At 56.7% G+C, this 20,979-nt stretch carries 21 protein-coding genes; 9 read left to right on the forward strand and 12 right to left on the reverse strand.

All coding sequences use genetic code 11. The annotated features are described in order from the left end of the window. The first annotated feature begins 43 nt into the window (after positions 1 to 43). Both ldcA and AB3N39_RS12260 read left to right on the forward strand, forming a co-directional pair. The gene (gene ldcA / locus AB3N39_RS12255; protein ID WP_133294664.1) at positions 44 to 958 is read left to right on the forward strand and encodes a muramoyltetrapeptide carboxypeptidase; all 915 of its coding nucleotides are present in this window, start codon (positions 44 to 46) and stop codon (positions 956 to 958) included. Positions 959 to 1,055: 97 nt separating this feature from the next. Next, positions 1,056 to 2,789, forward strand: a complete 1,734-nt coding sequence (locus AB3N39_RS12260; RefSeq protein WP_111964781.1) for a potassium/proton antiporter — start codon at positions 1,056 to 1,058, stop codon at positions 2,787 to 2,789. Between the two features lie 47 nt (positions 2,790 to 2,836). On the opposite strand, the gene dadX is transcribed toward AB3N39_RS12260, so the two are convergent. Then, positions 2,837 to 3,907, reverse strand: coding sequence for a catabolic alanine racemase DadX (gene dadX / locus AB3N39_RS12265; protein WP_367896761.1), 1,071 nt, complete (start codon positions 3,905 to 3,907; stop codon positions 2,837 to 2,839). 9 nt (positions 3,908 to 3,916) lie between these two features. Continuing rightward, the gene (locus tag AB3N39_RS12270; protein WP_127731404.1) at positions 3,917 to 5,215 is read right to left on the reverse strand and encodes a D-amino acid dehydrogenase; all 1,299 of its coding nucleotides are present in this window, start codon (positions 5,213 to 5,215) and stop codon (positions 3,917 to 3,919) included. A 321-nt stretch (positions 5,216 to 5,536) separates the two neighbouring features. Between AB3N39_RS12270 and AB3N39_RS12275 the strand changes: the two genes are divergently transcribed. After that, positions 5,537 to 7,069 (forward strand): SpoVR family protein, encoded by a 1,533-nt coding sequence (locus tag AB3N39_RS12275; protein WP_023293929.1) that lies wholly within the window; start codon positions 5,537 to 5,539, stop codon positions 7,067 to 7,069. 44 nt (positions 7,070 to 7,113) lie between these two features. Here AB3N39_RS12275 and fadR read toward each other — a convergent pair whose 3' ends face one another. Next, positions 7,114 to 7,833 carry a fatty acid metabolism transcriptional regulator FadR gene (gene fadR, locus AB3N39_RS12280; RefSeq protein ID WP_023336056.1) on the reverse strand — a complete coding sequence of 240 codons (720 nt, stop codon included), beginning with the start codon at positions 7,831 to 7,833 and terminating at the stop codon, positions 7,114 to 7,116. A gap of 200 nt (positions 7,834 to 8,033) precedes the next feature. Between fadR and nhaB the strand changes: the two genes are divergently transcribed. Next, positions 8,034 to 9,572, forward strand: a complete 1,539-nt coding sequence (gene nhaB / locus AB3N39_RS12285; protein WP_252093126.1) for a Na(+)/H(+) antiporter NhaB — start codon at positions 8,034 to 8,036, stop codon at positions 9,570 to 9,572. Positions 9,573 to 9,715: 143 nt separating this feature from the next. Beyond that, complete coding sequence (gene dsbB, locus AB3N39_RS12290; protein WP_063408593.1) at positions 9,716 to 10,246, forward strand: disulfide bond formation protein DsbB; 531 nt, start codon at positions 9,716 to 9,718, stop codon at positions 10,244 to 10,246. A 115-nt stretch (positions 10,247 to 10,361) separates the two neighbouring features. Here the strand turns inward: dsbB and AB3N39_RS12295 are convergent, their stop codons facing one another. From AB3N39_RS12295 to AB3N39_RS12305, 3 genes are all read right to left on the reverse strand, one after another. After that, the gene (locus AB3N39_RS12295) at positions 10,362 to 10,802 is read right to left on the reverse strand and encodes a YcgN family cysteine cluster protein (protein ID WP_024909872.1); all 441 of its coding nucleotides are present in this window, start codon (positions 10,800 to 10,802) and stop codon (positions 10,362 to 10,364) included. 93 nt (positions 10,803 to 10,895) lie between these two features. Then, the gene (locus AB3N39_RS12300) at positions 10,896 to 11,555 is read right to left on the reverse strand and encodes a fumarylacetoacetate hydrolase family protein (RefSeq protein WP_252093127.1); all 660 of its coding nucleotides are present in this window, start codon (positions 11,553 to 11,555) and stop codon (positions 10,896 to 10,898) included. A 47-nt stretch (positions 11,556 to 11,602) separates the two neighbouring features. Next, a complete protein-coding gene (locus AB3N39_RS12305) occupies positions 11,603 to 11,878 on the reverse strand; it encodes a YcgL domain-containing protein (RefSeq protein ID WP_029742143.1) in 276 nt (91 codons plus the stop codon). Between the two features lie 123 nt (positions 11,879 to 12,001). On the opposite strand from AB3N39_RS12305, the gene minC reads away from it, so the two are divergent. The 3 genes from minC to minE are packed head-to-tail and all read left to right on the forward strand — an operon-like array spanning position 12,002 to position 13,818. After that, positions 12,002 to 12,709, forward strand: a complete 708-nt coding sequence (minC, locus tag AB3N39_RS12310) for a septum site-determining protein MinC (RefSeq protein WP_111964785.1) — start codon at positions 12,002 to 12,004, stop codon at positions 12,707 to 12,709. A gap of 23 nt (positions 12,710 to 12,732) precedes the next feature. Beyond that, positions 12,733 to 13,545: a septum site-determining protein MinD gene (minD, locus tag AB3N39_RS12315; protein ID WP_023312187.1), complete on the forward strand. Its 813-nt coding sequence runs from the start codon at positions 12,733 to 12,735 to the stop codon at positions 13,543 to 13,545. A 3-nt stretch (positions 13,546 to 13,548) separates the two neighbouring features. Then, positions 13,549 to 13,818 (forward strand): cell division topological specificity factor MinE, encoded by a 270-nt coding sequence (gene minE, locus AB3N39_RS12320; protein WP_008500504.1) that lies wholly within the window; start codon positions 13,549 to 13,551, stop codon positions 13,816 to 13,818. A 74-nt stretch (positions 13,819 to 13,892) separates the two neighbouring features. Here the strand turns inward: minE and rnd are convergent, their stop codons facing one another. The 5 genes from rnd to AB3N39_RS12345 all read right to left on the reverse strand — a co-directional run bounded on the left by rnd (position 13,893) and on the right by AB3N39_RS12345 (position 20,272). Beyond that, positions 13,893 to 15,020 carry a ribonuclease D gene (gene rnd / locus AB3N39_RS12325; protein ID WP_248174482.1) on the reverse strand — a complete coding sequence of 376 codons (1,128 nt, stop codon included), beginning with the start codon at positions 15,018 to 15,020 and terminating at the stop codon, positions 13,893 to 13,895. Between the two features lie 71 nt (positions 15,021 to 15,091). Next, positions 15,092 to 16,777: a long-chain-fatty-acid--CoA ligase FadD gene (fadD, locus tag AB3N39_RS12330; protein ID WP_072253790.1), complete on the reverse strand. Its 1,686-nt coding sequence runs from the start codon at positions 16,775 to 16,777 to the stop codon at positions 15,092 to 15,094. A gap of 203 nt (positions 16,778 to 16,980) precedes the next feature. Then, entirely contained in the window at positions 16,981 to 17,562 is a 582-nt protein-coding gene (locus AB3N39_RS12335; protein WP_367896762.1) for a Slp family lipoprotein, read from the reverse strand. Between the two features lie 37 nt (positions 17,563 to 17,599). Further along, on the reverse strand, positions 17,600 to 18,295 hold the full coding sequence (gene tsaB / locus AB3N39_RS12340) for a tRNA (adenosine(37)-N6)-threonylcarbamoyltransferase complex dimerization subunit type 1 TsaB (RefSeq protein ID WP_023293934.1): 696 nt from the start codon (positions 18,293 to 18,295) through the stop codon (positions 17,600 to 17,602). A 66-nt stretch (positions 18,296 to 18,361) separates the two neighbouring features. After that, complete coding sequence (locus AB3N39_RS12345; RefSeq protein ID WP_367896763.1) at positions 18,362 to 20,272, reverse strand: ATP-dependent DNA helicase; 1,911 nt, start codon at positions 20,270 to 20,272, stop codon at positions 18,362 to 18,364. Between the two features lie 133 nt (positions 20,273 to 20,405). Between AB3N39_RS12345 and AB3N39_RS12350 the strand changes: the two genes are divergently transcribed. Further along, positions 20,406 to 20,750: a RidA family protein gene (locus AB3N39_RS12350; RefSeq protein WP_008500498.1), complete on the forward strand. Its 345-nt coding sequence runs from the start codon at positions 20,406 to 20,408 to the stop codon at positions 20,748 to 20,750. Between the two features lie 6 nt (positions 20,751 to 20,756). On the opposite strand, the gene AB3N39_RS12355 is transcribed toward AB3N39_RS12350, so the two are convergent. Continuing rightward, positions 20,757 to 20,939 carry a YoaH family protein gene (locus tag AB3N39_RS12355; RefSeq protein WP_008500497.1) on the reverse strand — a complete coding sequence of 61 codons (183 nt, stop codon included), beginning with the start codon at positions 20,937 to 20,939 and terminating at the stop codon, positions 20,757 to 20,759. Between the last annotated feature and the right edge of the window lie 40 nt (positions 20,940 to 20,979).

Genomic DNA, 20,979 nt, shown 5'->3' on the forward strand with positions numbered 1-20,979 from the left:
GCATGATATAGACAATTAGTTTCTCATTCAGCAAGGATTTGCCATGTCTCAGTTTCATCTCATCGCGCCGTCGGGCTACTGCATTAACCAGGATGCGGCGCAGCGGGGCGTTCAGCGTTTACTGGAGTCGGGCCACCAGGTAGAAAATCAGACAATTATCCCCCGCCGCCAGCAGCGTTTTGCCGGTACCGAAGCGCAGCGGCTGAATGATATCAATAGTCTGGTGAGCCTGACGGGCGAAAACCGGATTGTGCTGGCGGTGCGCGGCGGATATGGTGCGAGCCGGTTACTGGAGAGCATTGACTGGCAGGGGCTGGCACAGCGTCAGCAGCAGGATCCGCTGCTGATCTGCGGCCACAGCGATTTCACGGTCATCCAGCTTGGGCTGCTGGCGCTGCATGACATTATCACCTTCAGCGGCCCAATGCTGGCCGGTAACTTCGGCGCACCGGAGCTGGATGCGTTTACCGTGGAACACTTCTGGCGCGCGCTGCGCAATTCCACCTACAGCGTGGAGTGGCAAGGCAATGGACCGCACTGGGAATGTGAAGGTCAGCTCTGGGGCGGTAACCTGGCGATGCTGGTCTCGCTTATCGGCACGCCGTGGATGCCGCAAATCGAGGACGGCATTCTGGTGCTGGAAGATATCAACGAACATCCGTTCCGCGTCGAGCGCATGCTGTTGCAGCTCTATCATGCCGGTATTCTTGAGCGCCAGTCCGCAATTGTGCTGGGCAGCTTCAGCGGCTCTGCCCCGAATGACTATGACGCGGGTTACTCCCTGGAAACCATGGTTGAGTTCATTCGCTCGCGGCTGGATGTTCCGGTCATCACCGGTCTGGATTTTGGTCATGAGCAGCAAACCGTGACCCTGGCGCTGGGGGCGCACGCCTCCCTGATCCACAATGATTCAGGCAGTCGGCTGACCATCAGCGGCCATCCTGTCATAAAGGCATAAAAAAGCCGTTATACCCCCTTAATAAAACGCTGTTGCCGTCGTTAATATGTTAGGGTTTTAGTAACAGCGTTAACATTGAGGTGGGAGTAAGAGAACATTGGATGCCGCAGCGATAATCAGCCTTTTCATTCTGGGTTCGGTCCTTGTAACCAGCAGTATTTTATTAAGTTCATTTTCATCGCGTCTCGGCATACCTATTCTTGTCATTTTCCTCGCCATCGGCATGCTGGCCGGCATTGATGGTATTGGCGGTATCCCATTCGATAACTACCCTTTCGCCTACATGGTGAGTAACCTCGCGCTGGCGGTGATCCTGCTGGACGGCGGGATGCGCACCCAGGCAAGCTCCTTCCGCGTGGCCTTAGGGCCCGCGCTGTCGCTCGCGACGGTTGGCGTGTTGATTACCTCAGGCCTCACCGGAATGATGGCCGCGTGGCTTTTCCATCTCAACATCATGGAAGGTTTGCTGATTGGCGCGATTGTTGGCTCAACCGATGCGGCAGCGGTGTTTTCCCTGCTCGGCGGAAAAGGGCTTAACGAACGCGTCGGCTCCACGCTTGAGATTGAATCCGGCAGTAACGATCCGATGGCGGTGTTTCTCACCATCACGCTGATTGAGATGATCCAGCAGCACGAGACGGGCCTGAGCTGGATGTTCGTCTGGCATATCCTGCAGCAGTTCGGGCTGGGGATTGTTATTGGCCTGGCGGGGGGATACCTCTTACAGCAGATGATCAACCGCATCTCCCTCCCCGCGGGGCTTTACCCCCTGCTGGCGCTGAGCGGCGGCATTCTTATTTTTGCCGTTACCACCGCGCTGGACGGCAGCGGCATTCTCGCCGTCTATCTCTGCGGTTTCCTGATGGGCAACCGACCGATCCGTAACCGTCATGCCATTTTGCAGAACTTCGACGGCCTGGCCTGGCTGGCGCAAATTGGCATGTTCCTGGTGCTGGGCCTGCTGGTTACGCCTTCGGACCTGCTGCCGATCGCCGTTCCGGCGCTGCTGCTGTCCGCGTGGATGATCTTCTTCGCCCGTCCGCTGTCGGTATTTGCAGGACTGCTGCCGTTTCGCGGCTTCAACCTGCGCGAGCGGGTCTTTATCAGCTGGGTGGGCCTACGCGGCGCGGTACCGATTATTCTTGCGGTCTTCCCGATGATGGCCGGTCTGGATAACGCCCGGCTGTTCTTTAACGTGGCCTTCTTCGTGGTGCTGATTTCGCTGCTGTTCCAGGGAACCTCGCTCGGGTGGGCGGCGAAAAAAGCCAAAGTCGTGGTGCCTCCCGTGGGCTGGCCGGTCTCTCGCGTGGGGCTCGATATTCACCCAGAGAATCCTTGGGAACAGTTTGTTTATCAGCTGAGCGCTGACAAATGGTGCGTGGGGGCCTCGCTGCGCGATTTGCACATGCCGACAGAAACGCGCATTGCCGCCCTGTTCCGCGATAATGTCCTGCTGCACCCTACAGGCAGCACCCGCCTGCGCGAAGGGGATATTCTCTGCGTGATTGGCCGCGAACGCGACCTGCCCGCGCTGGGCAAACTGTTCAGCCAGTCGCCGCCGGTGGCGCTGGACCAGCGTTTCTTCGGCGATTTTATTCTGGAAGCCAGCGCCAAGTTTGCCGATGTGGCGCTGATTTACGGCCTGGATGAAGGGCTGGAGTACCGCGACAAGCAGCAAACGCTGGGGGAAATCATTCAGCAACTGCTGGGGGCGGCCCCTGTTGTCGGCGACCAGGTGGAGTTCGCCGGGATGATTTGGACGGTTGCGGAGAAAGAAGATAACGCGGTCAGGAAAGTCGGCGTCAGGCCGATGGAAGATGAAGCGGAGTAGCGGTTTTTTTGCCGGGTGGCGCTAGCGCCACCCGACACAACCATTCGTTACACCGTCACAACCGGCACTCTCGGTGCCAGCGCGCACATCAATTCGTACCCCACCGTACCCGCAGCGGCAGCAACGTCATCAATCTTAATTTCGTTACCCCACAGCTCGACCGGTGAACCGATGCCCGCCTGCGGGCATGGCGTCAGGTCAACGGCCAGCATATCCATTGATATGGTGCCCACCGTTCCCGTGCGAACCCCATCGACCCAGACAGGCGTGCCGGTCGGCGCGATGCGCGGGTAGCCGTCGGCATAGCCGCCCGCCACGATGCCAATCCGCTGTTCGCCCTTTGCCCGGTAGCGGCTGCCGTAGCCCACCGTGTCGCCGGCCTTCAGGGTTTGCACGCCAATGATTTCGCTGCGCAGGGTCATCACCGGCTTCAGGCCGCTGTTGGCGATGTCCTGCCACTGGCCCGAGGGTGACGCACCGTAAAGAACGATCCCCGGACGCACCCAGTTGTAGTGCGCCTCAGGATGCCAGAGCGTGGCCGCCGAATTTGACAGCGAGCGCGGGCAGTCCAGCCCTTCTGCCGCCTGCTCAATGCGGACCATGGCATCGGCAATGCCGTCCGGTTTTTCCGCGTCGGCAAAATGGGCCATCAGCGTCATTTCGCCCACGTTTTTCATGGCGCGCAGCTGCTGCCAGACCGTATGCACGCGCTCAGGCTGGAAGCCCAGGCGGTTCATGCCGCTGTTCACCTTGAGGTAAATATCCAGCGGCGCGTGGAGTTTCGCATCCTGAATCGCCTTAATCTGCCAGTTGCTGTGAACGCTGGTGGTCAGCCGATATTTATCCAGCAGCGGCAGATCGTGCGCGTGGAAGAAGCCCTCCAGAAGCAGTATCGGCCCTTTCCAGCCGCGCTCGCGCAGCAGAATGGCCTCTTCCAGATTCAGGAGCGCAAAGCCATCGGTGGCGCTCAGGGCGCTCCAGATACGGTCAATACCGTGGCCGTAGGCATTCGCTTTCACCACAGACCAGACGCGCGAACCAGGCGCCGCCCGGCGAACAATTTGCAGATTATCCTTCAGGGCCTGCAGGTTCAGCTGGGCCAGAACAGGACGGGACATGACAACTCCTTAGCTATGCGCGCCGTGCAGGTGCTGTGGACGCGACGGCGTAAACCCCGATTGATAGCGCGCGGCGCTTAAATCGTCAAACGGAATGGCCGGCGTGCGCCCGGAAATCAGGTCGCTCAGCAGCTGGCCCGATCCGCAGGCCATCGTCCAGCCAAGCGTGCCGTGTCCGGTATTGGTCCACAGGTTTTTGAACGGCGTGCGCCCCACGATCGGCGTGCCGTCCGGGGTCATCGGACGCAGGCCGGTCCAGAACGTCGCCTGCTCAACAAAACCTCCTCGCGGGAAGAGATCGCCCACGACCATCTCCAGCGTTTCCCGACGCGGTTTCAGCAGCTCGGTGTTGAAGCCGACGATCTCCGCCATGCCGCCTACGCGGATGCGGTTATCGAAGCGGGTAATGGCGATTTTGTAGGTTTCATCCAGAATGGTCGACACCGGAGCGCCGCTCTCTTCTTTTACCGGAATGGTCAGCGAGTAGCCCTTCAGCGGGTAGACCGGAATATCGAGAATACCTTTCAGCATGGCGGTGGAGTACGAACCAAACGCCATCACGTAGGCATCGGCTTTGATCACCTCCTCGCCGCACTTCACGCCGTAAATTTTTTCCCCTTCCGACAGCAGCTTGTCGACAGAGGTGTTAAAGCGGAATTTCACCCCCGCCTGTTCGCACATTTGCGCCAGACGCTGCGTAAAGAGCTGGCAGTCGCCGGTTTCGTCATTCGGCAGGCGCAGGCCGCCCGTCAGCTTATGCGCAACTTCCGCCAGCGCCGGTTCAACCTGGCCTAGCTGGCTGGCTTCCAGCAGCTGGTAAGGTACACCGGCATCTTCCAGCACGGCGATATCGCGGGTGGCATTTTCGTACTGCTGCTCGGTGCGGAACAGCTGCAGCGTCCCGCCCTGGCGGCCTTCATACTCAATACCCGTCGACGCGCGCAGCGCTTTCAGGCAGTCGCGGCTGTATTCCGCCAGGCGCACCATGCGTCCTTTGTTCTCCATGTAGTGGCGGGTGTCACAGTTACGCAGCATCTGCCACATCCACTTGAGCTGGAACTGCGTGCCGTCAAGGCTGATGGCCAGCGGCGCGTGGCGCTGGAACATCCATTTAATCGCCTTCAGCGGAACGCCCGGCGCTGCCCACGGTGCCGCATACCCCGGAGAGATTTGCCCGGCGTTCGCCGCGCTGGTTTCAAGCGCAGGACCGGACTCACGATCGATAACGGTGACGTCATGTCCCGCCTGACTTAAATACCAGGCGCTGGTTACCCCAACGACACCACTTCCCAGTATGACAACACGCATAGCCACTCCATTATGTGCAAAAGAACAATCTTCTAATTACAGATTGATAACCTAGTTGAAAATATTATTCAACATACGACTTTTTTATGGTGACTTACCTCACACATCCCCCAGCATCAGGGGATAGTGCTAATTTGGGATCTCCTGCTGCGCGTTATTTTTAACCAGCATAAAATGCTGATGGACACCGTTTTTTTGCCGTATCAAAAACGCGAAATCGCAAAGAAAAAATTTCTGCCCCAGCACGCTTTTTAACACGTTGATCTATGCTTGAAAGGAGGCTCTCCAGACAGAGAGAGCACCCACAACGAGGGCGCGCTAATGGCTACTATTGATTCCCTGAACAAGGACAACACACGTCTGAGCGATGGACCCGACTGGACCTTCGAGCTGCTGGATGTTTACCTCGCCGAGATCGACCGGGTCGCAAAACTGTACCGCCTGGATACCTATCCCCATCAGATTGAAGTCATTACGTCCGAACAAATGATGGACGCCTACTCCAGCGTCGGGATGCCGATTAACTATCCGCACTGGTCTTTTGGTAAGAAATTCATTGAAACGGAGCGGCTGTATAAGCACGGGCAGCAGGGTCTGGCGTATGAGATCGTCATCAACTCCAATCCGTGTATCGCCTATTTAATGGAAGAGAACACCATTACCATGCAGGCGCTGGTGATGGCGCACGCCTGCTACGGGCACAACTCCTTTTTCAAGAATAACTATCTGTTCCGCAGCTGGACGGATGCCAGCTCCATCGTCGATTACCTGATCTTCGCCCGTAAATACATTACCGACTGCGAAGAGCGCTACGGCGTGGACGAAGTGGAAAAACTGCTCGACTCCTGCCACGCGCTGATGAACTACGGCGTGGACCGCTACAAACGTCCGCAGAAAATCTCCCTGCAGGAGGAGAAAGCCCGGCAGAAAAGCCGCGAAGAGTATCTGCAAAGCCAGGTGAACATGCTGTGGCGCACCCTGCCGAAGCGTGAGGAGGAAAAAACGATCGCCGAAGCGCGTCGTTATCCGTCCGAGCCGCAGGAAAACCTGCTCTATTTTATGGAGAAGAACGCCCCGCTGCTAGAGCCGTGGCAGCGTGAGATACTGCGTATCGTGCGCAAGGTGAGCCAGTATTTTTACCCGCAAAAGCAGACGCAGGTGATGAACGAAGGCTGGGCGACCTTCTGGCACTACACTATCCTCAACCATCTGTACGACGAGGGGAAAGTCACCGAGCGGTTCATGATGGAGTTCCTCCACAGCCATACTAACGTGGTGTTCCAGCCGCCCTACAACAGCCCGTGGTACAGCGGCATTAACCCGTATGCCCTTGGCTTTGCCATGTTCCAGGACATTAAGCGTATCTGCCAGTCGCCGACGGAAGAAGACAAGTACTGGTTCCCGGATATCGCCGGGTCAGACTGGCTGGAAACGCTGCACTTTGCGATGCGCGACTTTAAGGATGAGAGCTTCATCAGCCAGTTTATGTCGCCGAAGATCATGCGTGACTTCCGCTTCTTCACCGTGCTGGACGATGACCGCAACAACTATCTGGAGATTTCAGCAATCCATAACGAAGAGGGATACCGTGAGATCCGCTCTCGACTTTCCTCCCAGTACAACCTGAGCAACCTTGAACCGAATATTCAGGTATGGAACGTCGATTTGCGCGGTGACCGCTCCCTGACGTTGCGCTATATCCCGCACAATCGCGCGCCGCTGGATAAAGGGCGTAAAGAGGTGCTGAAGCATGTGCATCGCCTGTGGGGATTTGACGTGCAGCTGGAGCAACAGAATGAAGACGGCAGCGTCGAGCTGCTGGAACGTTGCCCGGCGCGGTTGAATACGCTGTAGCGCCACCCGACGAAAAAAAACCTCTCATACGAGAGGTTTTTCTTTTAGCGGGTCTGAATCGCTAAATCACCCGGCAGCGTTTTCTGCATACGGTGCCAGATTTCACCGGAATCGTGACCGTAGCGGCGCACCGTCTCATAAACCTGATCGTGCAGGCCTTCGGTACAGAGCTTGCTCAGCTTATGGTAGAAGCCCAGCGCCAGGCTGCGGGCTTCCGGATTGGCAAAGTAGTGGCGGCCAATGCGGGTATAGAGCCCTTTCATACCGTTGAGGATCAGGCCGTAAACCGGGTTGCCGGAGGCAAACGCCAGGCCGCGAAACACGTTGTAATCGAGGGTGGCAAAGGCATCGGCATGATCTTCCACCTCGTTCGCGCTGGCCAGCACCGCAAGGGCGTCTTCCGGATGCTGACGGAAAGCTGTACGAATAAAGATCGTCGCGATGTTGGTGCGAACGGAGAGCAGATTATCAATGAGCTGCGGCACGCTTTCATGGTCGAGACGCGCCAGCGTTTCAAGAATGTTTAACCCGGATGTTTCCCAGAAGTTGTTTACTTTCGTAGGCTTACCATGCTGGATCGTCAACCAGCCATCGCGCGCCAGCCGCTGAAGCACTTCACGCAGCGTGGTGCGAGTGACGCCAATCAGTTCAGAGAGTTCGCGTTCAGCCGGAAGAATGGACCCCGCAGGGAAACGATTATTCCAGATGCTTTCAATGATGTACTCTTCCGCGAAACCCGCCGGGCTCTGCGCCTTAATGACCATAGTGAGATTTCCATTACACAGCTTTAGCAAATTGGACTCATCATACCAGAGGCAGCCAGTGGCAGGTAGCGCGGCAAAGAGAGAAAAGAGGGATCGCCGTTTCATTTTTGTGAAATTTACAATGCCGCCTCATCCGCCTCCAGGCCGCATTTTTTGCGTATACTGATGTTTTGTCTTACTTGACGGGAAGGACGTCTGTTGTGGAAATTTCTTTTGGGCGCGCGCTGTGGCGCAATTTTTTAGGTCAGTCTCCTGACTGGTATAAGCTGATACTGCTGGTTTTCCTGGTCGTTAATCCCATCATTTTTAGTGTGAATCCCTTTATCGCCGGCTGGCTGCTGGTGGCAGAGTTTATCTTCACCCTGGCCATGGCGCTAAAATGTTATCCCCTGCTGCCGGGCGGATTGCTGGCGTTTGAAGCCGTCGTCATCGGCATGACCAGCGCCGAACATGTCAAAGCAGAGCTGGCGTCAAATCTCGAAGTGCTTCTGCTGCTGATGTTTATGGTGGCGGGCATCTACTTCATGAAACAGCTCCTGCTGTTTATCTTCACGCGCCTGCTGCTCAGCATTCCGTCAAAAATGTTCCTCTCGCTGGCGTTTTGCCTTGCCGCCGCCTTCCTGTCGGCCTTCCTGGACGCGCTGACGGTCGTCGCGGTGGTGATAAGCGTCGCGGTTGGGTTTTACGGTATTTATCACCGCGTGGCCTCCTCTCGTCCGGGTGAAGATTTGCAGGATGACAGTCACGTCGATGCGCATAACCGTGACGTGCTGGAACAGTTCCGCGCGTTTCTGCGCAGCCTGATGATGCACGCTGGGGTCGGTACCGCGCTGGGCGGCGTAATGACCATGGTGGGCGAGCCGCAAAACCTGATCATTGCCAAAGCGGCGGGCTGGCACTTCGGTGATTTCTTCCTGAGAATGGCCCCGGTCAGCGTACCGGTGCTTATCTGCGGCCTGGCGACCTGTCTGCTGGTGGAAAAATTTCGCCTCTTTGGCTATGGGGCCCAACTCCCGGAGCCGGTACGTCAGGAACTGCATAAATTCGATCTGCAGAGCCGACGCCAGCGGACCCGCCAGGAGACGCTGCGCCTGATTGCTCAGGGGATCATCGGCGTCTGGCTTATCGCCGCGCTGGCGCTTCATCTTGCCGAAGTGGGGCTGATAGGCCTGTCAGTCATTATTCTCGCCACCACCTTTACCGGCGTGACGGACGAACATGCCATCGGTAAAGCGTTTACCGAAGCCCTGCCGTTTACCGCCCTGCTGGCGGTGTTCTTTGCGGTCGTGGCGGTGATTATCGACCAGCATCTCTTCGCGCCGATTATTGCCTTTGTATTACAGGCGTCACCGGATGCTCAGCTGTCGCTGTTTTACCTGTTTAACGGCCTGCTCTCGTCAATCTCAGATAACGTCTTTGTCGGGACGGTCTACATCAACGAGGCCAAAGCCGCTATGGAGCAAGGCGTTATCAGCGCCAGACAGTTTGAGCTACTGGCCGTGGCGATCAATACCGGCACCAACCTTCCGTCGGTGGCGACGCCAAACGGCCAGGCCGCCTTCCTGTTCCTGCTGACCTCCGCTCTCGCGCCGCTCATACGTCTTTCTTATGGCCGGATGGTGTGGATGGCGCTGCCCTACACGCTGGTGCTCACGATCGTGGGATTGCTTTGCGTCAAAATTACCCTCATTCCCTGTACGCAATGGTTGATACAAGCGGGTATACTTGCGGCGCAGTAAACTATGCATCTCGGGCAGTTCGCTGCCCGTTTGCCTTTTCGCACGATAAACATCCAATTACGTTTTATTTCGCCAGGTACAGGTGGCGCGATAAACGAATTCGTTTACACTGCGCTTTCTAAGCATGTTCCAGGGAAATGATTATGTTGAGATTTTTAAACCAGTGCTCCCGCGGTCGCGGAGCGTGGTTGTTAATGGCCCTGACCGCCTTTGCGCTGGAAATGGTCGCGCTGTGGTTCCAGCACGTAATGGGACTGAAACCTTGCGTGCTTTGTATTTATGAACGCTGCGCGCTGTTCGGCATTATGGGGGCGGGCCTGGTGGGCGCGATTGCGCCGAAGTCGCCGCTTCGCTATGCCGCTATCGCGATCTGGCTGTACAGCGCCTGGAAAGGGATTGAACTCTCCTGGCAGCACACCATGATGCAGCTGCATCCGTCGCCGTTTATGACCTGCGATTTTGCCGCCCGCTTCCCGAGCTGGCTGCCGCTGGATAAATGGCTGCCGCAGGTGTTTGTCGCATCCGGTGACTGCTCCGTTCGTCAGTGGGAATTCCTGACGCTGGAGATGCCGCAGTGGCTGGTAGGCATTTTTGCCGCCTACTTCATCGTGGCGCTGCTGGTGCTGATCGCTCAGCCGTTCAAACCGAAGAAACGCGATCTCTTTGGGCGCTAAGTTGCCCGGCGGCACTTCGCTTGCGCGGGCCTACGGTTTTGTAGGTCGGGTAAGCGCAGCGCCACCCGACACACCCGCGCATAATAAAAAACCCGCTTCGGCGGGTTTTTTAATCTCAACGGGTCGGGTGATTCATGATGTGATCTTCCCAGTCCCGCACCTCGGACTCTTTCACCGCAATGTGGCGCACAGAGATACGCTCGCCGTGCATCGCCGCTTTTGAACCGGTTAACAACGGATGCCAGTCAGGCAGACCTTTCCCTTCCGCCAGCAGGCGATACGCGCAGGTATGCGGCAGCCATTCAAACGTCGGCAGATTATCCCGGGTTAACTTTATGCAGTCCGGCTCAAATTCAAACCGGCGCTCATAGTTGCGGCACTGGCAGGTTTTAATGTTTAGCTGCTTGCAGGCAACGTTGGTGAAGTAGATTTCATCCGTATCTTCATCCATCAGCTTGTGCAGGCAGCACTGCCCGCAGCCGTCGCACAATGATTCCCATTCCGCGTCAGTCATGTCGTCGAGAGTTTTGCTTTGCCAGAAAGGGATGTCGTTCATCAGGATGTCCACACGTCAAAAGAAAGCGCACCTTATAACGAGTCTGGCACGTTGTTGCAAGTTTTGCCGCCCTCTTCAGGCGGCAAGAGGAGATTACAGCACGCGGGTTTTCAGCGACAGGCCGTTAAAACCGACCTCTAGCTCGTCACCGCTCACGAGCGGGCCAACGCCTTCCGGCGTGCCGGTCAGGATCACATCACCCGGTTTCAGGGTAAAGAAGCGGCTCATGTAGGCGATCAGCGGCACAATCTTATGGATCATGTCTGCCGTGGTGCCATGCTGGCGGATCTCGCCGTTAACCTTCAGGCTGAGCGGGGTATCCTGCGGATCGCCGGTAAATTCGCTCACCGGCACAAACGCCGAGATCGGGCAGGAATTATCAAACCCTTTGGCTTTTTCCCACGGCTGCCCTGCTTTCTTCATTTTTCCCTGCACGTCACGCAGGGTCAGGTCCAGCGCCACGCCGTATCCGGCTATCGCTTTCTGAACATGTTCTTCTGAGGCCTGGCGAAGCGTTGCACCAATCAGCACGGCAAGTTCCACTTCGTGATGCACTGAGCCGAGCCCCTGCGGCAGCGCCAGCGGCTGGCGGATATCGCAAAGCGCCGTTTCAGGCTTAATAAACAGAACCGGCTCTTCTGGCGTCGCGCTGCCCATCTCCTGAATATGTTTTGCATAGTTGCTGCCTACGCAAACCACTTTGCTGACGGGATAATCCAGTAATGCACCTTGCCAGTTATGATGTTGATACATGGTCGACCCCTAAACGGTTGATGTGTTGTGCGCAAAAACAGTTGAGGCTATTTTTTACCGTTCGCCTCAAGATGCTGTTTTAATAAATTCTCGGGTGGCGGTGGAAGCTGTAAATAATAGCCCTGCTCGGCTAAGGCCGTTTTCACTTTATCCAGATCGGCATTAATCAGTTTCTTACGACCATCAAGCGGCAGCAGCATAGCCAGCTGTGGTCGGCCAAAGTTCTTCATTAATTCTTCAGGCACGCGTGAAAAATCGTCTTTCTTTTCGACATAAAGATAGGTCTGGTCACGGCTTGTACTTCTGTAGATCACACAAAACATGTTTTTACTCTGAATTAATGGGTGGTTGCTTGCCTCAATATACTCCTGACTATAACATGCCTGATACTCTTCGGAATATCGCAGCGAGTGGTTGCGGTTAATAGCAAATTGAGTAAGGCCAGGATGTCAAACACGCCCATCGAGCTTAAAGGCAGTAGCTTCACCTTATCAGTGGTACATTTGCATGATGCAAAACCCGAGGTTATTCGTCAGGCGTTAGAAGACAAAATCGCCCAGGCTCCCGCCTTTCTGAAGCACGCCCCTGTTGTTATCAACGTCAGCGGTCTTGAGGCGCCGGTTAACTGGAAACTTCTCCAGCAGGCCGTCTCCTCCACCGGACTGCGTATCGTGGGCATCAGCGGCTGCAAAGATTCTGAGCTGAAAGCGGAAATTGAGCGTGCAGGGCTGCCCCTTCTGAATGAGGGCAAAGAAAAAGCCTCGCGTGCGGCCCCCGTTGCCGTCGAAACACCCCCTCCTGCGGTGCAAAACGTTACTACCGTCACAAAAACGCGAATGATTGATGTGCCGGTTCGTTCCGGTCAGCGCATTTATGCACCAAACTGTGATCTGATTGTTACAAGCCACGTCAGTGCTGGCGCTGAGCTGATTGCAGATGGCAATATTCACGTATACGGTATGATGCGTGGACGTGCGCTCGCAGGTGCAAGTGGCGATCGAGATGCGCAAATATTTTGTACTCACCTGACGGCGGAACTGGTGTCCATCGCAGGTGAATATTGGCTGAGCGACAAGATCCCAGCCGAATTTTATGGCAAAGCGGCTCGCCTGCTTCTGGCAGACGACGCGTTGACCGTTCAACCGTTGAATTGATCCCTTTTTAACAAGGAATTTCTATGGCACGCATTATTGTTGTTACTTCGGGTAAAGGAGGCGTTGGCAAGACCACCTCCAGCGCGGCCATCGCTACTGGTTTGGCCCAGAAGGGAAAGAAAACCATCGTTATCGACTTCGATATCGGTCTGCGTAACCTCGACCTCATCATGGGATGTGAGCGTCGCGTCGTGTATGACTTTGTGAACGTCATTCAGGGCGATGCCACGCTGAACCAGGCGATGATTAAAGACAAGCGCACCGAGAACCTCTACATTCTCCCGGCATCTCAGACGCGTGACAAAGACGCCCTGACCCGTGAAGGGGTGGAAAAGGTGCTCGACGATCTGAAAAAAATGGATTTCGACTTCATTGTCTGCGACTCCCCTGCCGGCATCGAAACCGGTGCCCTGATGGCGCTCTACTTCGCTGATGAAGCGATCATCACCACCAACCCTGAAGTTTCATCCGTGCGTGACTCAGACCGTATTCTGGGGATCCTCGCCTCTAAATCCCGTCGTGCGGAAAATGGCGAAGACCCGATTAAAGAACACCTGCTGCTCACCCGCTACAATCCGGGCCGCGTGAACAAAGGTGACATGCTGAGCATGGAAGACGTGCTTGAGATCCTGCGCATTAAGCTGGTCGGCGTTATCCCGGAAGATCAGTCCGTGTTACGCGCCTCTAACCAGGGCGAGCCAGTGATCCTTGATACAATGGCAGATGCAGGTAAAGCTTACGCCGATACCGTTGACCGTCTGCTGGGAGAAGAACGTCCTTTCCGCTTCATTGAAGAAGAGAAGAAAGGTTTCCTCAAACGCCTGTTCGGAGGATAAGTTATGGCATTACTGGACTTTTTTCTCTCGCGGAAAAAGAACACCGCCAACATCGCAAAAGAACGTCTGCAAATTATCGTTGCGGAGCGTCGTCGTAGCGACGCCGAGCCTCACTACCTGCCGCAGCTGCGCAAGGACATCCTGGAAGTGATCTGTAAGTACGTGCAGATTGACCCGGAGATGGTGACGGTGCAGCTGGAACAAAAAGACGGGGATATTTCGATTCTGGAGCTGAACGTGACGCTCCCGGAAGCGGAAGAGTCGCGTCCGTAGGTTTGTGATTTCATAGCCCCGGTAAGCGCAGCGCCACCGGGGGAATATGCCGGGTTTATCACCCGGCATATTTTTTATCGAGGATAGCCTTCCAGCAGCGTATTCAGGCGATCGGCCATCAATTCCCCGCGCCATCCCGCCATCATTTCCGGCACGCCATTCTGCGGCTTCAGCTTCCAGTGCCAGTTCAGCAGCTGGTTAATCTGACGACGTGAGGCGAGCAGTTCCGCGCTCAGTTTGCTTTCGGTTGCAACTGCCTGCACCAGCGCTTTGATGTCCTTGAAAGCCTTGCGATAGCCCGGCATGTCCATCAGGTTCAGCAGCGGTTCCGGCAGCGCATCTTCCGGCAGCTCCCGCGCTTTTGCGACCAGCGCCAGCAGGGTTTTACCGTGGAAACGGATCTCGCTGCCCGAAAGCCCAATGCTGTCAAGCTCGCCGAGGCTGCCCGGCATATAGCGCGCCACCGCCCAGAGATGCTCTTCACGGACGACGAAGTTAACGGCCAGGTCGCGCTCGCGTGCTTTACGCAAGCGCCAGTCTGCCAGCAGCTGCAGGCATGCCAGCTGACGCGTTCGCAGCTGCCAGGCGTTGCTGATATCGCGCCATGCCTCTTTCGGATCCACCACTTCCTGACGGCGCTGCTGGGTCATTCGGCACTCGTCCAGCGCAGCAGCGAGCCATCCGGAGGCTTCCGCCTCTTTCATCAGCTGTCCGGCGATCGGCAGCAGGTAAAACACGTCTGCCGCCGCATATTCCAGCTGGCGTGCGGTTAGCGGACGCGCCAGCCAGTCGGTGCGGGATTCACTCTTATCCAGCGTCAGGCCCGTATACTCCTCCACCATGGCGGCAAAACCCCACGACAGCGGACGACCGCTGAACGCCGCGAGGATCTGCGTATCAATCAGCGGCTGAGGCATGATGCCAAAGGTGTTCAGAAAGACTTCCAGATCTTCACTGCCCGCGTGCAGGTATTTCGTCACGGCGGTATCGAGCAGCAGGTCACGCATCGGCGTCCAGTCGGTAATGCCGAGAGGGTCGATCAGCGACACGTGTTTACCGTCGTACATCTGAATCAAACCCAGCTGCGGATAATAGGTTCGGGTACGGACAAACTCGGTATCCAGGGCAATGGCAGGAAAGTCGCGCGTCACTTCGCACAGCGAAGCCAGCTCGTCGTTAGTCGTGATCATCTGGTAATTCAAAACGGATTCTCTTTTGTTTGCGCCCATAAAAAACGCCGGCTTAACCGGCGTCTGGGCGATTAGCGTGAAGCTCAGGCCTTATTGTCTACTTTGGCACGGGCTTCGTCACGTAATTCTCGTCGTAATATCTTCCCGACGTTGGATTTCGGCAACTCGTCGCGGAATTCCACCAGCTTCGGCACTTTATAGCCCGTCAGCTGACGACGACAAAACGTTATCAGCGCTTCCTCGGTGAGAGAAGGATCTTTCTTGACCACAAATATCTTCACCGCTTCACCGCTGCTGCCGGAAGGCACCCCTACTGCTGCCACTTCGAGTACGCCGCTGTGCTGCATAACCACGTCTTCGATCTCATTCGGATAGACGTTGAAGCCGGAGACCAGAATCATATCTTTCTTGCGATCGACAATACGCAGGAAGCCTTCCTCATCCATCACCGCGATGTCGCCGGTATGCAGCCAGCCGTCTTTGATGATTTCGTCGGTCGCGTCGGGACGCTGCCAGTAGCCCAGCATCACCTGCGGACCTTTAACGCACAGCTCACCCGGCTCACCCGGCGCAACTTCATTATCGTTATCATCGACCAGTTTCGCTTCAGTGGAAGGAACGGGCAGACCAATGCTTCCGCTGTGATAGTCGATATCATGCGGGTTAACGCTGACCAGCGGCGCGCATTCCGTCAGGCCATAGCCCTCCAGCAGATACTGACCGGTGAGCTTCACCCAGCGCTCGGCAACCGCCTGCTGGACCGGCATGCCGCCGCCCGCAGAGAGGTGCAGCGTGGAGAAGTCCAGCTGCTGGAACTCTTTGTTATTAAGCAGCGCGTTGAAAAGGGTATTTACCCCGGTCATGGCGGTGAACGGGTATTTTGCCAGCTCTTTCACCAGTCCCGGGATATCGCGCGGGTTGGTGATCAGCACGTTTTGACCGCCGAGCTCAATAAACAGCAGGCAGTTCATGGTCAGTGCGAAAATGTGGTACAGCGGCAGCGCCGTAATGACCAGCTCTTTGCCGGGATGCAGCAGCGGCCCGTAGGTTGCGTTGACCTGCTCAAGGTTCGCCAGCATGTTGCGGTGGGTCAACATAGCGCCTTTCGCCACGCCGGTGGTACCGCCGGTATACTGCAGGAAGGCGAGATCTTCTGAGACCACTTCCGGCTTGACGTACTGCATCCGATAGCCCGCATGCAGCGCCCTGCGGAAGGAGATAGCGTCCGGCAGGTGATATTTTGGCACCAGACGCTTGACGTATTTGACGACAAAGTTAACCAGCGTGCCTTTGGCGGTAGAGAGCTGGTCCCCCATGCGCGTCAGGATGACGTGTTTCACCTGGGTTTTGTCGACCACTTTTTCCAGCGTATGGGCAAAGTTGGACACAATGACAATCGCGACCGCGCCGCTGTCGTTAAGCTGATGCTCCAGCTCGCGCGGGGTGTACAGCGGGTTGACGTTGACGACAATCATCCCGGCACGCAGGATACCGAACAGCGCCACCGGGTATTGCAGCAGGTTTGGCATCATCAGCGCGACGCGGTCCCCTTTTTGCAGCCCCAGCCCTTCCTGAAGATACGCCGCAAACGCCCGGCTGCGCTCCTCCAGCTTACGGAACGTCATCACCTCGCCCATATTCACGAATGCGGGCTGGTCCGCGTAGCGCCTTACCGAGTGTTCAAATAATTCCACCAGGGATTGATAACGGTCAGGATTGATCTCAGCAGGAACATCTGCGGGATAACGGTTAAGCCAAACCTTCTTCAATGCATCACCTCTGAAATGAGTGTTCGTCGTCATCACAACCCCGATAATAAACAGTTTGTTAACATTATATTAACTCAGCGTACCAGTTTATTAATTGTTCAGATTTAAGGTTGCGAAGCGCGTCACTCTTTTTTTTCGTTTTATCCGTAAAAAAACAGAGACAGCGGCTGAACCGCTGTCTCTTTTCTAACAATAACAGTAAGTTACTCAGTAACGATCGTCTGTACCTGTGCAGGTCCCGGGTTATACCAGCCCCAGCCCGGGTAGCCGTAACGATAAGGATGCGGACCCCACATCCACGGATCGATCGGCTGAGGCGGCATGATCACCTGCTGTGCTAACCGCCAGCGCTTATATCCGTTGACCTGCATGGTCATAAATTTATACGGCGTGCTGCCGATTTTGCCCTGTACGGCGCCGGTAATCGGCCCGACAACGGTCACTAGCTGTCCGCGAAAATCGACCGGATCGAGGAAACCACTCACGTCCGCGTAGATACGCCCGCGAGAGGCCTCGCCCAGTACAGGCCGCGCGCCGCTGTCCAGCGGAACGGTTGCGATCTCCAGGCGGGTTTTCCCCTGCTGGTTTTGTACGTCTATCACCTTACCGCCAAAGCGCGCTTCCTGGCCGGCGTACAGCTCAGGGGCATTCATCACCCGAACCAGATCCTGCTGTGGCGTCGGGCTGGTGCCCTTAATCGCATCAGGAACGGAAACGCATCCGCTCAGTGCTATGGCAACTGCGCCTGCCATAATAAGGCGTACTACTTTAGTCTGGACCGCCATGATGCGACTCCTTTTTCTCAGTTCCTGTTACTGAGATTCACTCGCGGCCCGGAAGTTTCTTCCACGCAACGGTGTTTCGCAAATAAACCGGCTCCGCGTGTTCAACGGCCACGGTTTTGCCTGCTGCGAGCAGCTGGCTGGCAATCGGAAGCATATCTTCCGCAGCCGGCAGAAGCATGTTGCCGTCCACCAGCGTCAACCCGGTGTCGTTCGCCATCTCAGGCCACGCTGGCCAGCCGGTGCCGACGGTTGCCCACTCGCCTGACAGCTGCTTCAGTCGTTCAGTGACCGCTTCCGGCTTAAGCACGGCTTCCGTCTCTTCACCGTGCCACACGCCCTGCTCGTCGCGGGTGTATTCGGCCCAGTAAACTTCGCCCATGCGGGCATCAATCGCGGCCAGCACGCGCGTTGCCCCGGTCATGCGCCATGCTCCCTGCGCCATGGTGGCGAGGGTAGAGACGCCGATCATCGGCAGTTCGGCGCCCAGCGCCAGCCCCTGCGCAATGCCAATCCCGATACGTACGCCCGTAAAGCTTCCGGGGCCACGGCCAAAGGCCAGCGCGTCGAGGTCGGTTAAGGAGGTGTTGCCCTGGGTTAAAATGGCTTTTACCAGGGGCAGAATGCGTTGGGTGTGTTCCCGGGGGCACTCTTCGAAATGGGCAGAAACAGCACCGTCGTTCAACAGAGCGACAGAGCAAGCCTCTGTCGCGGTATCAATAGCCAGAATTCGCATCAGTCGTCGCGCTCTCGCAAGGGTCAGTCACAAAATGGCGCGCATCTTAGCATACTCCGGGGTAAATTACTCCGCCGTTGGATTTGCCAGGAAACGCACCGCGCGTTTTATGTCCCGCGTCCGCGGCGCGGGCGGCAGGCTTGCAAGGAAGGTTGCCCCGTAAGGACGCATCACCAGCCGGTTATCGCAAATGACCAGCACGCCCCGATCGGTGACGTCACGGATTAGGCGCCCTACCCCTTGCTTAAGGGTAATGACCGCATCCGGGAGCTGAACCTCATCAAACGGATCGCCGCCGCGCAGGCGGCAGTCTTCCATCCTCGCCTTGAGCAGCGGATCGCCCGGGGAGGTAAACGGAAGCTTATCAATGATCACGAGCGAGAGCGTATCGCCGCGCACGTCCACCCCTTCCCAGAAGCTGCTGGTGGCTACCAGCAGGGCATTTCCGGCGCTGACAAACTGCTGGAGCAGCTGACCTTTGCTGGTTTCGCCCTGCAGCAGCACCGGCAGCGTCATGTTGGCGCGGAACTGCTCGGCGAGGTCGCGCATCATAGCGTGAGAGGTGCAGAGCATAAAACAGCGGCCGTTGTTGGCCTCGATCATCGGTTTTAACATCGCGGCCAGATGGCGCGCCGCACCCGGCTGGTTCGGCAGCGGCAGATTACGGGGAACACAGAGCAGCGCCTGCTTTTCGTAATCGAACGGGCTGGGCAGGAGCAAGGATTCCGCCTGCTCAATGCCGAGACGCTCGGTGAAGTGATGCAGATCGTCATTCACCGACAGGGTTGCCGAGGTGAAGATCCAGCTTCCCGGCTTTTGCGCCATCACCTCTTTAAATTTATCCGCCACCGTCAGCGGCGTGAGCGCCAGCGTGAAATGCCGCGAAGTGCATTCATACCAGTAGCTGTACCCCGGCTGATTGATCTCTTTAAGCCGTTTGAGCCGCCCGCGATACAGCGTGGCGCGCTCGAAGGCCGCGTCCAGCAGGGCGGAACGTCCAAGCGACAGTTTCGCCACGTCGTAGCAGAGTTCAAGGGCATCATCGAGCAGCAGCAGCGCGCGCTGGATGTTTTTGTCCGCCAGCAGCTCGCGCAGGTTGCCGCGATAGCCCGGCTCGCCGAGCTGTAAACGGAAATCCTGCGCGCTCTGCGCCAGACGGTCGGCGCACTTCTGCAGCTGCTGGGTATCTTTGAGTTCGGTCCGGTAGGCAATGGTGAAATCTTTCGCCAGATCCTGCAGCTGGCGGCTGGAAAGCGACTGACCAAAGTACTGGCTGGCGATATCCGGAAGCTGGTGGGCCTCGTCGAAGATCATCACGTCCGCCTCAGGAATCAGCTCGCCGAAACCGCTATCCTTGACGACCATATCCGCGAGGAACAGATGGTGGTTCACTACCACCACATCCGCATCCATCGCCGTTTTGCGCGCTTTCACCACGAAGCAGTCTTTATACAGCGGACAGTCGCTGCCGAGACAGTTGTCGTTAGTGCTGGTCACCAGCGGCCAGGCCGGGGAATCTTCCGGCACGCTCGCGCAGGTGCTGATATCGCCCTCTTCCGTCTGGTTCGCCCAGGCGCGAAGAATAATGACGTCGCTCAGGGTTTGCACCGGCAGGTCGCCGCCCGCCAGCGCCTGCTGCTCAAGACGTTCCAGGCAGAGATAATTAGAGCGTCCCTTCAGCAGGGCCAAACGGCCTTTGTATTTCAGCGCCTTGGCCACCGTGGGCAAATCGCGGCTGTAGAGCTGATCCTGCAGCGCCTTCGATCCGGTGGAAATGATCACCTTTTTTTTGGCCCGCAGCGCCGGAGCAAGGTAAGCATACGTTTTACCCGTGCCGGTTCCGGCTTCGACCACCAGCGGCTGAGCCTTATCAATGGCGCGTGCAACTGCATGCGCCATCTGGCGCTGAGGTTCACGGGGTTTGAAGCCGGGAATAGCCTGCGCTAATTGACCTTCAGGGGAAAAATCGTCTGCCACGGTGCTCTCTCACTGTATTTTTGCACAGGGATTATGTCAGCCCATCCTCTCCTGTGCCACCCCAAATAGTGACGACACGAGAACAATATGGCAGTCTTGCCGCCTGACGACGAAAAATAACGAGGAAACGTTTATGACAATTGTGCGCATTGATGCCGAAGCCCGCTGGTCTGATGTGGTTATCCATAACCAGACGCTCTACTACACCGGCGTACCGGCTAACCTGGATGCGGATGCGTTCGAGCAAACGGCTAACACTCTGGCGCAGATTGATGCGGTGCTGGAAAAACAGGGCAGCGACAAATCCCGCATTCTGGATGCGACGATTTTCCTGGCAAACAAAGATGATTTCGCGGCAATGAACAAAGCCTGGGATGCGTGGGTTGTGGCGGGTCACGCGCCTGTACGCTGCACCGTACAGGCCACGCTGATGAAGCCGGAATACAAGGTAGAGATTAAGATTATCGCGGCGGTTTAAGCACGATTACTCTTCATCTTCATCCTCGAAACGCGCCACGATCCGCTCGCCGGTATGCGTGGCGCGCAGTTCTTCCGCCACCTGGGAAATCGCCTGTCCGCTGCTCATCCCCTGGGACATCAGTTCCTGAATTCGCTCAACCGCTTTCTGCTGCTGTTCATGGCTCAGAGAAGGTAAACCTGCAAACATCGTCAACTCCTGCTAAATTATTCGCGCTAATTATTTCACG

It is taken from the genome of Enterobacter vonholyi (assembly GCF_040834095.1).
GTDB classification, from domain to species: domain Bacteria; phylum Pseudomonadota; class Gammaproteobacteria; order Enterobacterales; family Enterobacteriaceae; genus Enterobacter; species Enterobacter vonholyi.